This is a genomic window from Pseudomonas putida, from assembly GCF_028682455.1.
Lineage (GTDB): Bacteria > Pseudomonadota > Gammaproteobacteria > Pseudomonadales > Pseudomonadaceae > Aquipseudomonas > Aquipseudomonas putida_AA.
Map to the genome: position 1 here is coordinate 795,794 of NZ_JANHLD010000002.1, position 15,640 is coordinate 811,433.

The window sequence follows — 15,640 nt, forward strand, 5'->3', positions numbered from 1 at the left end:
TCGGCAACGAAGCGCTCGGCCGTCAGCCCCGGGCGGTCGTGATAACCCCGCGCCAGGCCTTCACCGCCGATGTACAGCTCACCGGCAACGCCCAACGGCAACGGCTCCAGGTCGTCGTCCAACACATGCAGCGAGGTGTTGGCCAGGGCCTCGCCGAGCAGCACCTGCGGGTGCTCGGCATCCAGGTGGTAGCGCGCCGACCACACCGTAGTCTCGGTCGGCCCGTACAGGTTCCACAGGCCGCCGGCGACCGCGGTCAGGCTGCGCGCCAGGTCGGCCGGCAGCGCTTCACCGCCGCACAGCACCTGGCGCCCGGCCAGGGCCGGCAGGCGCGGGTGCTCGGCAAGCATGCGCCAGGTCGAGGGCGTGGCCTGGATCGCCGTCACCTGCTGCTGCTCGATCTGCGCCCACAGGCGCTGCGGATCGCGCGCGGTGTCGCGGTCCACCAGCACCACGCTGGCGCCGCTGACCAGCGGCAGGTACAGCTCCAGTACGGCGATGTCGAACGACAGCGAGGTCAGCGCCAGCAGCCGGCCGTTCTCCGCCAGCCCCGGCGCCTGGGCCATGCTGGCGAGGAAGTTGCCCAGCCCGGCGCGGCGCACGGCCACGCCCTTGGGCTTGCCGGTGGAGCCGGAGGTGTAGATGACATAGGCCAGGTGCTCGCCCTGGGCCACGGCCGGCAGGTTGCTGTCCGGGTAGTCGGCGGCAGGCTGGTCCAGCCACCAGCACTCGGCCGCAGCACCCAGCGCTTGCAGGGTGCCTTGCAGGCTGGTGTGGCTGAGCAACAAGGTCGCACGGCTGTCGTCGAGCATGTGGCGCAGGCGCTCGGCGGGGAACTCGGGGTCCAGCGGCACATAGGCGCCACCGGCCTTGAGCACGGCCAGCAAGGCCACCAGCAACTGCGGACCGCGCTCCAGGCACACGCCCACGCGCACATCCGCGCCCACGCCTGCCGCTTGCAGGCGGTGGGCCAGGGCGTTGGCCTGGCGGTTCAGCTCGGCATAGCCCAGGCACACATCGCCCTGGCGCACGGCAATCGCCTCGGGCGCACGGGCCACCTGGCGTTCGAACTGCTCCACCAGGTCGAAGCCCGCCACGCCGAGGTCGCGCGCAGCACCGGCGTGCAGCAATGCCGCCCGTTCGCCAGCGCCCAGCAGCGGCAACTGCCCCAGGCAGATGCTGGCGTCCTCGGTGAATGCCATCAGCAACTGATGCAAATGGCCGTCGAGGCGCTCGATGGCCGCCGCATCGAAGCGGGCACGCTCGTAGCTGTAGCAGAAGGCCAGCGCGTCGCCCTGGTTGACCAGCAGCATCAGCGGGTAGTTGCCCTGCTCGCGGCTCAGCAGATTGGTGAAGCGCGGGCCCTCGCCCTGGCCACTGAGCAGCGTGCTGTCGAGCGGGTAGTTCTCGAACACCAGGATCTGGTCGAACAGCCCCTGCCCGCCCTGCCCGGCCCAGCGCTGAATGTCATACAGCGCCGAGTGCTCGTGCTCGCGCACCGCCAGGCCCAGTGCCTGCACCTGCTCCAGCCACTGGCCGACGGTCAGCTGCGGTTGCGGGCTGGCGACCACCGGCAAGGTATTGATGAACAGGCCCAATTGCTGCTCGATCCCCGGCAACTCTGCCGGGCGCCCGGCCACCGTGGCGCCGAAGGCCACGCAGGACTGGCCGGTGTAGCGCTGCAACAGCAACAGCCAGGCTGCCTGCAACAGGCTGCTGAGGGTCACCTTGTGCTGGCGGGCGAAGTGGCACAGGCGCTCGCTGGCAGCACTCGGCAGGCTCGAGCGGTGCTCGGCGGTGCCCTGGCCTGGCTGCTCGAGGGCGATGGCGGCGGCCAGCGTGGTGGGTGCCTGCAACGGCGCCAGCTGCTCGCGCCAGAAACCCTCGCTGGCGGCCTGGTCGCGGCCCGCCAACCAGGCGATGTAGTCGCGGTAGCGACCCACCGGCGCCGGCAGCGCGTGCCCGGCATAGCGCTGCATCACCTCGGCGAACAATTGCGCCTGGCTCCAGCCGTCGAGCAACAGGTGGTGACAGGTCCAGATCAGGTGATACCGGCCACTGCCGGTCGTTACCAGCAGCAGGCGCATCAGCGGCGGCCGTACCAGGTCGAAGGGGCGGCGCTCGGCCTCGGCGAGCGCCTCGATATCGCTCGCCGCCACCTCGCGCCAGTCCAGCGCGACAGTACGCACGATCGCCTGCAATGGCACGCCGCCTGCCGGGCTGACGAATGCACTGCGCAGTGCCCCGTGGCTGTCCAGGGCAGTTTGCCAGGCGGCACGCAGGCGGGCCGGGTCGAGGTTTTCGACGTCCATGCGCACCTGGTTGATGTAGCTGCCATCGCCCGGCCGATACAGGCTGTGGAACAGCATGCCATGCTGCATGGGCGACAGCGGATAGAGGTCTTCGACCTGGCTGACCGGCACCGCCAGGGCATCCAGTTGCGCCTGTTGAAGGGGCGCCAGTGGGAAGTCCGATGGCGTTGCCCCGCCTATGCCCGGCGTCAGGCAATGGCCGATCAGCGCCTGCAACTCGGCCTCATACAGCGCTACCAGCTGCTCCAGCTGTTGCGCGTCCAGTTGCTGCGGGCTGAAGGTCCAGCCCAATTGCAGTCGACCGTCGTTCACCCCACCGTCGATGGAAAGCCAATTGGGCAGCGGCGCCGCCGGGTCCAGGCTGCTGCCGCAGGGCTCCGCCGCTCGGCGGAACGAACCTGCGTCGAAGCTGGTATCGAACTGGCCCAGGTAGTTGAAAGTGATGCGCGGCAGCGGACGCGCCGCCACCTGCGCGCGTACTTCGGCCGTGGCCAACTGCTGCAGCAGGCCGAAGCCCAGGCCGCCGTCCGGCACCTGGCGCAGGTGTTCCTTGGTGGCCTTGAGCGATTCGCCCAGGCCCTCGCTCGCCCGCAGGCGCACTGGGTAAGTGGAGGTGAACCAGCCCACGGTGCGGCTCAGGTCCAGGTCGGCCAGGTGCTCTTCGCGACCGTGGCTCTCCAGTTCCACCAGCAGTTCGGGCTGCGCGCTCCAGCGCCACCAGGCCCGGGCCAGGGCACACAGCAGCAGGTCGTTGACCTGGGTGCGATACGCCGCCGGGGCATCGCGCAGCAACTGGCGGGTTTGCGTTTCGTCCAGTTGCAGGGTCAGCGTGACGGCTTCGCCCACCGCTGCCGGGCCGTCGTGGCGCGCGCCCGGGAAGCTGCCCGCCACCTCGCCCAACTGCGCCAGCCACCAGGGCAACTGCGCCAGCACATCGCGGTGCCCGGCGCGCTCGGCGAGAAACCGCGTCCACTCGCCGAAGGCATGGCTACGCTGTGGCAGCGACGCGCTGCTGTCGGCCAGCAGCCGCTGCAGGTCTTCGAGCAGAATGCGCCACGACACGCCATCCACGACCAGGTGATGGATCGCCAGCAGCAGCCGCGAGCCGCCACCCTGCAGGTCGATCAGCACCGCCCGCAACAGTGGGCCCTGGGCAAGATCCAGGCTGCGTTGCGCCTGCTCTACGATCACCGCCAGGGCATCCGCATCCGCCGCCTGGCGAGTCCAGACCTCGATGGCGGAGGGCGCCGCGTAGGCGGCCTGCCAGGTGCCCGCGTTGTCCTGGGCGAATCGCAGGTTCAAGGCATCGTGTTCGGCGACCAGGGCGTTCAGCGCCTGCTCCAGCCGCGCCGGTTGCAGCGGCTGGTCCAGGCTCAGCAGCAAGGATTGGTTCCAGTGCTGACGCTGGGCCATGGGGGTAGCGAAGAAGCGCTGCTGCAAAGGCGTCTGGGCAATCGGACCCTGCGCGGGGCGCGCGGCGCCTTCGCGCTGCTGGCCCAGGGCCTGCGTCACCTGTGCCAGCTGACGCAGGGTCTGGTGGCGGAACAGGTCGCGCGGACCGACCTGCCAGCCAGCCTGGCGGGCGCGGCTGGCGACCTGGATGGCGATGATCGAGTCGCCACCGAGTTCGAAGAAGTTGTCCCTGGCGCTGATGGCCTCGATGCCCAGCACCTCGCTCCAGATCCTCGCCAGCACCTGCTCCACCGCGCCCTGCGGCGCGTCGAAGGCCTGCAGTTTGTGCACCGGCTTGGGCAGCGCCTTGCGGTCGAGCTTGCCGTTGGCGCTTACCGGCATCTGCGCCAGGACGATGATCTGCGCCGGCACCATATAGTCGGGCAATTCATCGCCAAGGCGCAGGCGCAGGGCCTCGGCCAAGGGCTCGCTTTCGCTGGCGACCACGTAGCCGATCAACTGCTGGGCCCCGGCGGCCGCCTCGGCGACCACTACTACCGCTTCACTGACTGCCGGATGATCCAGCAGGCGCGCTTCGATCTCGCCCAGCTCGATGCGCAGGCCGCGAATCTTCACTTGGTGGTCGATACGGCCCAGGTATTCGATCGCGCCATCGTCGCGCCAGCGCGCCAGGTCACCGGTGCGGTACAACCGGCCGCCCTGGCCGAACGGATCGGCGACAAAGCGCTCGGCGGTCAGCCCCGGACGGCCCAGGTAACCGCGCGCCAGGCCCACGCCACCGATATACAACTCACCCGGCAAGCCGACGGCCACCGGTTGCAATTGCCCATCGAGCACATACAGGCGCAGGTTGGCGATGGGCCGGCCGATCGGCACGCTGCCCAGCCCCGGTGCGTCATGACAGGCCCAGTGGCTGACGTCGATGGCCGCCTCGGTGGGGCCGTAGAGGTTGTGCAGGCCGGCGCGGCTCTGGGCCAGGAAGCGCTGCTGCAGATCCAGTGGCAAGGCCTCGCCACTGCACATCACCAGGCGCAGGCGCGGGCAGTCGGCCAGCGACTCGGCCGCCATGTAGGCCTGCAGCATCGACGGCACGAAGTGCAGCACGCTGATGCCGGATTCGCGGATGATCGCCCTGAGTTCGGCCGGGTCGCGATGGGCGCCGGGGCCGGCCATCACCAGGGTAGCGCCGGTGATCAGCGGCCAGAAGAACTCCCATACCGAGACGTCGAAACCGAACGGGGTCTTCTGCAGCACCCGGTCGTTGGTGTCGAGGCCAAAGGTGGCCTGCATCCATTGCAGGCGATTGCACAGGGCTGCGTGGCTGTTGCCCGCCCCCTTCGGCCGCCCGGTGGTGCCGGAGGTGTAGATGCTATAGGCAAGCTGGTCGGGATGGTTGAGCAGGCTCGGGTCATGGGCCGGGCAATCGGCGAACAGCGCCGCGTCGCGGTCAAGGCAGAGCACTTCGCGGTCGCTGGCCGGCAGGCGCGCCACCAACTGCGCCTGGGTCAGCAGCAGCGTGGCGCCACTGTCCTCGAGCATGTAGGCCAGGCGCTGGTCGGGCTGGTCCGGGTCCAGCGGCAGGTAGGCGCCGCCCGCCTTGAGCACGGCCAACAGGCCGACGACCATGTCCAGCGAGCGTTCGGCGAACACCCCCACCAGGTGCTCCGGCCCCACCCCGCGAGACCGCAGGTAGTGCGCCAGGCGGTTGGCGGTGGCGTTGAGCTGGGCGTAGCTGAGCTGGCGATCGCCCGCGATCAACGCGGTGGCCTGTGGCGTGGCGGCGGCCTGCGCCTGGATCAGCACCTGCAGGCACTGCGGCGACTGGTAGTCGACCGCCGTGGCGTTCCAGCCATCGGTCACCTGACGGTGCTCATCGGCATCGAGCATGGCCAGGTCGCCGATTGCGGCATCGGGGCGCTCGGTGCAGTCGGCCAGCAGGCGCAGGAAGTGCCCGCGCAGCCGCTCGATGCGCGCGGCATCGAACAGATCGGTGGCATAGGTGAAGGCGCCAGAGAGCACTGCGCTGGCGTCTTCCTCGGTATCCAGGCTCAGGTCGAACTTGGCCACTTGCGGTGCGCCCACCTCCAGTCGTGCACGCAAGCCCGGCAGGCCATGCAGCGCGGTGCTGCCACGCTGCTCGTGGTTGAACATCACCTGGAACAGCGGGTTGCGGCTCAGGCTGCGCTCGACGCCCAGGGCATCCACCAACTCTTCGAACGGCAGGTCCTGGCAGTCCTGGGCCGCGATGGCAGCCTGCTTGACGGCCTCGAGCACGGTGCGAAACGCCAGGCGTGGCTGCAACTCGCTGCGCAGCACCTGGGTGTTGACGAAAAAGCCGATCAGCCCCTGGACTTCCGGGCGCTGGCGGTTGGCCACGGGTACGCCGACCAGCAGTTCCTGCTGCCCGGTGTAGCGATGCAGCAGGGTCTTGAAGGCCGCCAGCAACACCATGAATACGCTGGTACCGCTGGCGGCGGCGAGCGACTTGAGCCGGTCGGTCAGGGCCGGATCCAGTACAAAGCCCAGGCTCGCGCCGCGAAAGCTCATTTCGGCCGGCCGCGCACGGTCGGCCGGCAGTTCCAGGATCGGCGGGCACTCGCCCAGGGCCTGACGCCAGTAGGCCAGTTGCCGCTCGCCCTCGCCGGCCTCCAGCCAGTTGCGTTGCCACTGCGCGTAATCGGCATATTGCACGGGCAGGTCCGGCAGTTGCGGGGCGCGTGCCTGCAGGTGGGCGGCATAGCAGTGCGCCAGCTCGTCGAGCAGGATCTGCATCGACCAGCCATCGGAAACGATGTGGTGCATCGCCAGCAACAAGGCGTGGCGCTGCTCGTCCAGGCGAACCCGGGTCACCCGCAGCAGCGGGCCCTGGTACAGGTCGAACGCCTGCCCGGCCGCCGCTTGCAGCGCGTCGGCCAGGGCCGCATCGGGATCGGCCTGCTCGCGCAGGTCGAGCACCGCCAGCGCCACGGCTGCCGGCGGTTCGATCACCTGCGACAGGTCGCCGTCGACTTCGGCGAAACGGCTGCGCAGGATTTCATGGCGGCCGACCAGGGTGTCGAGCGCCGCCTGCAGGGCCGCGTAGTCAAGGTGGCCTTCAAGGTGCAGAACGCCGGCCTGGTTATAGGCCGCCGACTGCCGGTCCAGTTGCCACAGGGTCCACAGCCGGCGCTGGGCATACGATGCGGCGACCGGCGCCTGGCTGGCGGGCCGCGGCGGGATCGGCAGGCTTTCGATGCTCATGCCCTGCGCCTTGAGCTTTTCGCCCAGCTGGCGGCGTGCGGCGGGGTCGAGTTCGGCGAAGCGCCGGGCCAGGGCGAGCAAACGATCGACAACAGTCATGGAGCCTCCACTTCGGCGAACAGGTTTTCCAACGCATCCAGGTCACTGGCAGGCGCCTGTTGCAACTCGGCCACCTTGGCGGCGAACCGCTCGAGCGTCTCGCCCTCGAAGAACAGCCGCAGCGGCAGCTCGATGCCCATCTGCTCTTGCAGGCGCGCACGCAAGCGGGTCGCCAGCAGCGAATGGCCGCCCAGGGCGAAGAAGTTGTCTTGCAGGCCGACCCGCTCGACGCCCAGCGCGTCCTGCCAGACTTCGGCGAGAATGCGCTGCAGTGCAGTCTGCGGTGCCTGGTAGGTCTGTTCGACGACCGCCTCGGCGGCGAGCGCGCGGCGGTCCACCTTGCCGTTGGGCATCAACGGCAGGCGCTCGAGGCGGCGCACCGCACTCGGGATCATGTGCGCCGGCAGGCGCAGGGCCAGCTGTGCCTGCAGGCGAGCGGAGCGCTGCTCGTCCGTCTCATCGGCGCGGGTGACCACGAATGCCACCAGTTGCGCGCCACTGGGTGCTTCACGCACCACCACCGCCGCCTCGCCGACACCCTCGCAACTCGCCAGCACGGCTTCCACTTCACCCAGCTCGATGCGATAACCGCGGATTTTCACCTGCGCATCGACCCGCCCGAGGAATTCGAGCAGGCCGTCGCTGCGCCAGCGCGCCAGGTCGCCGGTGCGGTAGCCGCGACTGCCGTCGGCCAGCGTCGGGTAGCGTTCAGCGGTCAACGCCGGGCGATCGAGGTAGCCACGGGTGACCCCCGGGCCTGCGACATACAGCTCGCCGATCTGGCCGACCGCTACCGGTTCGAGGTTGGCGTCCAGCACCAGCACGCGCATGCCCGGCGCCGGGCGGCCGATCGACACCGGCCCCGTGTCGGCATTCCAGGCGCTGCACCACACGCTGCCTTCGGTGGGCCCGTATTCGTTGCTCAACAACGTCGCGGGCAATCGCTCGCGATGCCGGGCCACCAGCGCCGGCGTGCAGGCCTCGCCGGCCACCACCACCGCGCGCAGGCTCTGCTCGCCCAGTTGCTCCAGCACTTCGCCGTGCAGGCCGGGCAGTGCCAGGTAATGAGAGATGCGCTGCTCGCCCAGCAACCGGGCGATGGCGCGTGGGTCCCTGGCCTGCTCGGCCGTGGGCAGGTGCAGGCAGCCGCCCTGCCCCAGGGTCCAGAACAGCCCGGCGACGGAGCTGTCGAAGGACAGCGACGAGAGCAGCAGGAACGATTCCACCGGCGCCTGGTAATGAACGAAGCGGGCCAGCGTCGAAGCCAGCGCGTTGGCATGGCTGACCGCAACACCCTTGGGCGTGCCGGTGGACCCGGAGGTATAGATGACGTAGGCCAGGTCATCGCCGGCGACTGTCACCGGCAGCGGTTCGGCCGGGCCCTGCCAGACGGACGAGCCGTGCGCCAGGGAGAGCACCGTCAGCCCGGCCGGCAAGGCCAGCTCGGCGTCGAGCGGGTCGAGGCTCAGCAGGCAATGCACGCCGGCATCGGCGAGCATGAAACTCAGGCGCTCGGCCGGGTAGTCCGGGTCCAGCGGCAGGTACGCACCGCCGGCCTTGAGGATCCCCAGCATCGCCACCAGCGCCGACAGCGAGCGTCGCGCATACACGCCAACGATCCGCTCACGCCCCACACCCTCGGCCTGCAGGGCACGCGCCAGTTGGTTGGCGCGCCGTTCAAGGGTGGCGTAGTCGAGGCTTTCGTTGCCCTGGCGCACCGCCTCGCGGTGCTGCTGCCGGGCCACCTGCGCCTCGAACAGGCGGTGCAACAGCCCAGGCGAGGCCAGCGGCATGGTCGGGCCCTGCTCGAAGGCCGCGATACGTGCACGTTCCTGCGGCCCGAGCAGGCAGACCTGGGCAAGCCGCTGGTCAAGGTCGCCCAGCGCATTGCCGGCAAACACGCAGAACTGCTCGAGCCACAGCGCCGCCACGCTGGTTTCCAGGCGCTGGGCGGCGTGCTCCAGGCGCAGCATCAGGCCTTGCCGGCCCAGGCTCAGCAATGGCAGGAAGGCGGCATCGTGCTCGACGTCGATACCCGCCAGTTGGCGACACTCGGCGCTGAACCCGTAGCCGTCGGCTTCGCCGTGCCCGGCAACCGCCACCTCGTCCAGGCACTCCAGCCACGAGCGTGCCTCGTCGAGGCGACCACGCATATCGTCGAGCAGCCGCGCCAGGCTGGCATCGGCAGCAAACGCCAGGTTAAGCGGCAGGCGCCGCTCGAAACGGCCGAGGATGTGCTGCACCTGGTCGTTGCGACCGTCCAGGACCACGGTCAAGGCCACCTGTGGCTGGTCGGCCAGGCGACACAGAAAGCCACCCCAGAGGAACAGCAGCAGGTCGTCGGCCGGCATGCCCAGCGCCCCGGCGCGACGGTCCAGCGCATGCAACAACTCGCCTGCCGGCACCTCCACATGGTCCACGCCGGTCGCGGATGCTTCACGCTCGAACGGCAGCGGCGCCCGTGGCGACGCGGCCTCCTGCACCCCGCGCCAGTAGGCGGCGCCCTGCACGCCGATGGCTTCGGCGATCAGTTCACCTTGCCAGGAGGCGTAGTCGATGTACTGCAGCGCCTCGTCATCGGCAGCCGGCAAGCCGCTGTCGTAGCCCTGGCGCAACACCTGGGCAAGGTGCTGCAAGGCCCAGGCGTCGACGCTGGCCAGTGACGCGCCCAGCAGCACCACGAAGGAACGGGCATCGCCGGCCTCCTCCACCACCGCTGCAGCGAACGCGACCTGCGCCAGGGCGCTGCGCACCACCTCGCCGGCCTCCCCCGCACGTGCCGCACGCAGCGGCGACACGACGGCCTGCTCGACCACTTGCACCGGACGCCGCAAGCCGTCCATACGCAGGTAGCGGGTACGCAGGATTTCATGGCGCCGCTGCAGCTCGTCGAGCAGCGTGCACAGGCGCGAGGCGTCCAGCGCGCCAACGATGCGGACCCGCACAAAGGCGTACAGCGGCCGGCCGAGGCGGTCCTGGCGGTTCAGTACGGCGCCTTGCTGGGCAGAGAGAGGGAAAGCGTCTTGGTGGGCAGGCAGTTGCATATAAGGGAACCTCAATCGAGTGCCAGGTCGGCGCTTTTCTGGGCAATTGCCATCGCGGTGAGAATCTTGCGCGGGCCGGTGAATGCATTACGGGCGTGCAGCGAGAGCATGTTGTCGAGCAGGACCACATCGCCTTTCTGCCAGGGAAATTCGACCATCACGTCGCGGTAGGCCTGTTGCAGGTGGCGGATGATCTCGTCGGGGATCACCGCGCCGTCGCCGAAGAAGGTATTCTGCGGCAGGTCGTCGGGGGCGAACTCGGCAATCAATGCCGCGCGAAGGGTTTCGGGCAGGGTCAGGGCGTTGAAGAAGGTGCCGTGGTTGAACCACAGCGCTTCGCCGCTGCGCGGGTGGCGCACGATGGCCGGCCCGACCTGGCGGGTACGCAGGCGGTTGCCGCTCTTCCACTCCGGGCGGATGCCGATGCGCGCGCAGTAGGCTTCCACTTCGGCGCGATCTTCGCTCTGGAACACGGTCTGCCAGGGCAGGCCCATGCCGTCGCCGTAGTTGCGCACGTACATGATCCGGCGCCGGCGAAACTCCTCGCGCACCGCCGGATCGATGCGCTGCAACAGCGCGCGGGTGTCGCCCAGCGGCGTCTCCCCGCCGGTCAGCGACGGCAGGTCGCAATAGAAGTACAGGTGCAGCGGAAACACCGGCGAGTAGGAGTGCTCGTTGTGCGGGAAGATCCGTTCGTTGCTCGGGTAGTCGGTAGAGCTGTAGATGTTGAACTGGCGGGTGATCTGCGTGCGCGGCGAAGCCCGGAACAGGTATTCCAGCGCGCCACCGGAGACCGCCTGGACACAACGGTCGAAACCGTCGATACCCTCCACGTCGAAGCCGCGCATGAGGATCGCGCCGTGCTCGAGCAAGCGCGCCTCGATCAGCTCGCGGTGCTGCCCGAGCCAGTCCACCAGGTCGGTGCCGGCGTAGCGCGGGCGACACAGCAACGGCAGCGCGTTCCCTTCGAACAGGGGCGCGAACACGACGCGCTCCTCCTGGCCTGCGGTGATGCTTCGGCGTGCCCGGCCCATGGTCGGCAGTGGCGTGACGTTGGCGTCGCTCATCATTGCTCCTGAACGCTGTGCGGTTGAGAGGTGGATGGCTGGGCGGCGCGCCGGCGCAAAGGGCGCTGGCTGCCGAGCAGGCTCTGGCGTTGCTGGCTATCGATCGCCCGCGCTTCGCGGCGCAGCTGGGCGGCCGCCTCGAGCAGGTCGGCCTGGGTCTGCCCCGGCTTGGCCAGCCAGCGGTCGAGTACGGCCTGGATCTGGGCGAACAGCTGGGCGATTTCGCCCGGTTCGAACAGCCCTTCGGGCATCTCGAAACGCGCCTCCAGGCGGCTGGCACTGCTATAGAAGCCCAGGATCAGGTCCAGCTCGGCGGCCTGCTGGCTGGCCTCGAACGGTTCCACGCGCACATCGCACAAGCGCGGCAGCGGCGGCTCGCCTTCCTGGTAATTGAGCTTGATGCTGAAGAACGGCGAGCGGCCCGCGCGGCGCGGAGGGCGCAGTGCCTCCACCAGTTGCTCGAACGGCAGGTCCTGGTGCTGCGCGGCGCCCAGCACCACCCGACGACACTGCTCGAGCAGTGCATCGCTGCTGGCGGCCAGGTCGAGATCGACCTGCAGCACCAGCTGATTGATGAAGAACCCTACCAACGGCTCCGCGGCCGGGTGACTGCGGTTGGCGATATCGCTGCCCAGGCGGATGCGCGACTGGCCGCTGTGCTCGCGCAGGGTGATCGCGAACGCACCGAGCAACAGCATGAACGGGGTGACCCCGCGCGCCGTGGCGAAGCTGCGCAAGGCGCTGGTTTGCACGCCACTGAAGGCAAACTGTTCGCAGACCGCCAGCGCGCCCTTGTGACGCGGCCGTTGCCCGTGCAGCTCCTGCCAGCTCTGCTCGCCGGCCAGCGCCTGGCGCCAGTAGTCCAGCTGGCGTGCATGCTCGGGCCCGGCCAGCAACGCCCGCTGCCAGCGGGCAAAGTCGCCATAGCCCACCACCAGCGCGGGCAGTACCGGCTCGATACCGGTGAGCTGGGCGGTGTAGAGCACTTCCAGCTCATCCACCAGGTTGCGCATCGACCAGCCATCCACCGCGATGTGATGGGTGGTCAGCAACAGCACGTGCTCGCGCTCGTCCAGGCGCAGCAGGTGTACCCGCTGCATCGGTCCGCTGCTCAGGTCGAACGGTTGCCGGGCCTGCGCAGCGGCGCGCTGGCGGGCCTGGTCCAGGCGCTGCGAGGGCAACAGGCCGAGCAGGTCCTCGACGGCAAAGTCGACCCGCAAGGCAGCGTGCCGCACCAACCGCGCACCCTCGCCCTGGGGGGTAAAGGTGGTGCGCAATACTTCGTGGCGCTGCTGCAGCGCGGCGAACGCAGCGCGCAACGCCTCGACATCCAGCGGGCCACGCAGGTGCAGCGCCAGCGGCACGTTGTAGACGGAACTCTGCGGGTCCAGCTGCCAGGCGAACCACATGCGCTCCTGGGCATAGGACGGCACCAATTCGTCGCTTACCGCTGCTGCCAGTACCGGCCGTGCATCACCGCCAGCGGCCTCGGCCACGCGCTCGGCAAAGTCCGCCAGTCCGGGGTTGTCGAACACGCTGGCCAGCGTAAGGTCGACACCCAGCTGTTCGCGCAGGCGCCCGACGATCTGCGCGGCGGCGATGGAGTTGCCGCCCAGGGCGAAGAAGCTGTCGTCGGCGAAGACTTCATCCTGGCCCAGCACCTCGGCCCAGACCGCCGCGACCGCACGCTCATGGTCGCTGGCAAGCCACCGGCCCTGGCGCACCACGGGGCGGTCGTTGCGACGCATATGGAAGCAGTCCAGCTCTGCGCGTTCGAGCATCTGCCGGCAGGCCGAACGCTGCAACTTGCCGCTGGAGGTCTTGGGCAGCTCGCCGGGGTTGAGCAAGGCAATCCAGACCGGCGTCTGCTGGCAGACATCCGCCACCACCCGGTCGATCTCGGCGCACACTTGTGCGGCGCTGATCTTGCGCTGGGTGGTGCGCCCGATCTCGACCGCGATGCCGATGCCTTCACCCTGGGGCTGCTCCACCACGAATGCGCTGACCCGGCCCTTGCGCGCGCCTTCCACGTTGTATTCCACGGCGCGTTCCAGGTCCTGCGGGTAGATGTTCTGGCCGCGGACGATGATCATGTCCTTCAGGCGGCCGGTGACGAACAAGCGGCCTTCGCGCAGGAAGCCCAGGTCGCCGGTACGCAGCCAGGTACGCCCTTCGCGGCAGACGAACGCCCGGGCGCTGGCCTGCCGATTGCGCCAGTAGCCGCGCGCGACGCTGTCGCCGCTGGTCCAGATCTCGCCGATGCGGCTGTCGGGCTGGATATCGCCGGTGTGCGGGTCCACCAGCATTACCTCAAGGCCAGGGTGGAGGATGCCGCTGCTGACCAGCACGCTGCCCTCGCCCGGCTCGGCGCGGTCTTCGCCCAGCGCATGGCTGTCGAAACAGGTACTGACGAAGGGCTCGTCGGCGGTGGTGCCGGTGACGAACAGAGTGGCCTCGGCCAGGCCGTAACACGGCAGGAACGCCAGCGGATCGAAGCCGGTAACAGCAAAGTGCCGGGCGAAAGCGTCCAGGCTGTCCTGGCGCACGGGCTCGGAACCGGAGAACAGCACGCGCAGGCAGCTCAGGTCGAGCGTGGCCAGGACCTTCTCGTTGACTCGCTCGGCCGCCAGGCGGAAGGCGAAGTCCGGGGCGCCGGTGTGGGTGGCGCGGTACTGGCTGATCGCTTCGAGCCAGCGTGCCGGACGCTCGACGAAATGGCGCGGCGACATCAGTACCAGGGTCGCGCCCCGGTACAGCGACAGCAGCAGGCAGCCGATCAGCCCCATGTCGTGGTAGAGCGGCAACCAGCTGACGAAGGTGTCGCCTGGGTGCAGGTCGAAGCAGCTGACCATCATCCGCTCGTTGGCGACCAGGTTGCCGTGGCTCACTTCCACGCCCTTGGGGGTGGCGGTGGAGCCGGAGGTGTATTGCAGGAAGGCGATGTCGTCATTGGCCGGGTACCGCACCTGCCAGCCGTGGCTACCCTCCAGCGCCAGGGTGTCGACCGACAACGTGGTCGGCAAGGCCTGGTCGAAGGCCTGCAGCAGCGATTCGCACAGGTGCGCCTCGGTCAGCACCAGGCTTGGCTGGGCATCGTCGAGAATCGCCCGCACCCGGCTCAGTTCGTACTGGCGCAGCGACTCGGGCGGCAGCGCAGGCACGGCGATAATGCCGGCGTACAGGCAGGCGTAGAACGACACCACATAGCCCGGGCCGCTCTGCATCAGTAGCAATGCCCGCTCGCCGACGCCGGCATGCCGGGACAGCTCGGCCGCCAGATCGCGGGCCTGGCGGTCGAGCTGGGCATAGGTCAGCGTCAGGCGCTGCGCTTCGCCATCGAGCAGAAAGTGCACCGCCGGCTTGTCGGGCTGCTGCGCTGCATGGGCGATCAGCGCCTCGACCAGGGACGTAGGGAAGACAGTCATGTCGCACCTTTGCAAAGAAAGTGAGAATCAGGGCGTGCCGAGGCCATGCTCGCCATCGGCATGGCCGGCGTTGTCACGTGCGGCCCCAGGCAGGCCACCAGGTGGTCGAGCACCGCCTGCTCCTGCTCCTGGATGAAGAAATGGCCGCCGGCGAACAACTGGAGGCTGAAGCCGCCACCGGCGTGCTCGCGCCAGGCCAGCAGATGCGCCTCGCTTGCGCGATCGTCGCGGCCGGCCAGCACATGCAGCGGGCACTGCAGGGGCGCCGTCGGCTGGCAGCGATAACGGCCGCACAGCAGGAAGTCTGCGCGCAGTACCGGCAGGGCCAGGCGCATCAGCTCGGGGTCTTGCAGGGCTTCCAGGGGCGTGCCTTGCAGCGATGCCAGTTCGGCCATCAGTTGCGCATCGTCCAGGGGTTGGCGAAAACGCAGGTAGTCGCGCTGGGCGGGCGCCGAACCGCCCGACACCAGCAACGCCCGCGGCGCCGGCAGGCCCTGCGCACGCAAGGCACAGGCGAGCTCGAAGGCCAGCAGCGAACCCATGCTGTGGCCGAACAGCGCGTACGGCTTGTAGGTTTCACCGCGCAGTTCGCGGGCCAGTTGCGCGGCCAGGTCGACCAGGTCGGTCGCCAGCGGCTCGGCGGCGCGGCTGCCGCGTCCCGGCAACTCCAGGGGGCGGATATCCAGCCAGGCCGGCACGCTACGGCGCCAGCGTGCATAGCTCATGGCACTGGCACCTGCGTAGGGCAGGCAGAACAGGGTCAGCACGGCGCTCACCGGCCGGCCTGCCCATCCATGTGCTGGCGCAGGCTCAGGGGGCGCATGTCGGTCCAGACCGTCTCGATGTAGTCCAGGCAGTCCTGCTTCGAACCGCTCTTGCCGGCCTCGCGCCAGCCCGCTGGCAGCGCCTTGTAGTCGGGCCACAGCGAGTACTGCTCTTCTGCGTTGACGAGTACTTTGAACGTTGCATCTTCGCGGTCGAAAGCCATTTCCGATCCCTCAATCTGTCGAATAAAGCGACTGGCCTGACGCCCTGTCGCG

The 15,640-nt window shown here is 69.1% G+C and carries 6 protein-coding genes (1 of these 6 only partly in view); all 6 read right to left on the reverse strand.

Annotated elements, in window-relative coordinates; translation table 11 throughout:
• Tightly spaced (at most 11 nt apart), the 6 genes in view from NPS58_RS14185 to NPS58_RS14210 form a layout consistent with a single transcriptional unit that may run on beyond the window.
• A protein-coding gene (locus NPS58_RS14185) for a non-ribosomal peptide synthetase (protein ID WP_274115980.1) crosses the window boundary here: on the reverse strand, window positions 1–7,064 show its 5' portion. Its footprint begins 3,877 nt before the window's first position; 7,064 of the gene's 10,941 nt are visible here — the first part of the coding sequence; its start codon is at window positions 7,062–7,064; its stop codon lies off the left edge, out of view.
• Window positions 7,061–10,108, reverse strand: coding sequence for a non-ribosomal peptide synthetase (locus NPS58_RS14190; protein WP_274115981.1), 3,048 nt, complete (start codon window positions 10,106–10,108; stop codon window positions 7,061–7,063). The genes NPS58_RS14185 and NPS58_RS14190 overlap by 4 nt, the downstream gene beginning before the upstream one ends.
• An 11-nt stretch (window positions 10,109–10,119) precedes the next feature.
• Complete coding sequence (locus NPS58_RS14195) at window positions 10,120–11,175, reverse strand: TauD/TfdA family dioxygenase (protein ID WP_274115982.1); 1,056 nt, start codon at window positions 11,173–11,175, stop codon at window positions 10,120–10,122.
• Window positions 11,175–14,600 (reverse strand): condensation domain-containing protein, encoded by a 3,426-nt coding sequence (locus NPS58_RS14200; RefSeq protein ID WP_274115983.1) that lies wholly within the window; start codon window positions 14,598–14,600, stop codon window positions 11,175–11,177. Before NPS58_RS14200 ends, NPS58_RS14195 begins: the two co-directional genes overlap by 1 nt.
• Window positions 14,597–15,376 carry a thioesterase II family protein gene (locus tag NPS58_RS14205; RefSeq protein WP_274115984.1) on the reverse strand — a complete coding sequence of 260 codons (780 nt, stop codon included), beginning with the start codon at window positions 15,374–15,376 and terminating at the stop codon, window positions 14,597–14,599. The genes NPS58_RS14200 and NPS58_RS14205 overlap by 4 nt, the downstream gene beginning before the upstream one ends.
• Complete coding sequence (locus NPS58_RS14210; RefSeq protein ID WP_274115985.1) at window positions 15,373–15,588, reverse strand: MbtH family protein; 216 nt, start codon at window positions 15,586–15,588, stop codon at window positions 15,373–15,375. The genes NPS58_RS14205 and NPS58_RS14210 overlap by 4 nt, the downstream gene beginning before the upstream one ends.
• Between the last annotated feature and the right edge of the window lie 52 nt (window positions 15,589–15,640).

Excerpts from the sequence above, each read along its gene's own strand:
- NPS58_RS14190 (WP_274115981.1), bottom strand. The coding sequence starts at position 10,108 with ATGCAACTGCCTGCCCACCAAGACGCTTTCCCTCTCTCTGCCCAGCAA.
- NPS58_RS14195 (WP_274115982.1), bottom strand. The coding sequence starts at position 11,175 with ATGAGCGACGCCAACGTCACGCCACTGCCGACCATGGGCCGGGCACGC.
- NPS58_RS14200 (WP_274115983.1), bottom strand. The coding sequence starts at position 14,600 with ATGACTGTCTTCCCTACGTCCCTGGTCGAGGCGCTGATCGCCCATGCA.
- NPS58_RS14210 (WP_274115985.1), bottom strand. The coding sequence starts at position 15,588 with ATGGCTTTCGACCGCGAAGATGCAACGTTCAAAGTACTCGTCAACGCA.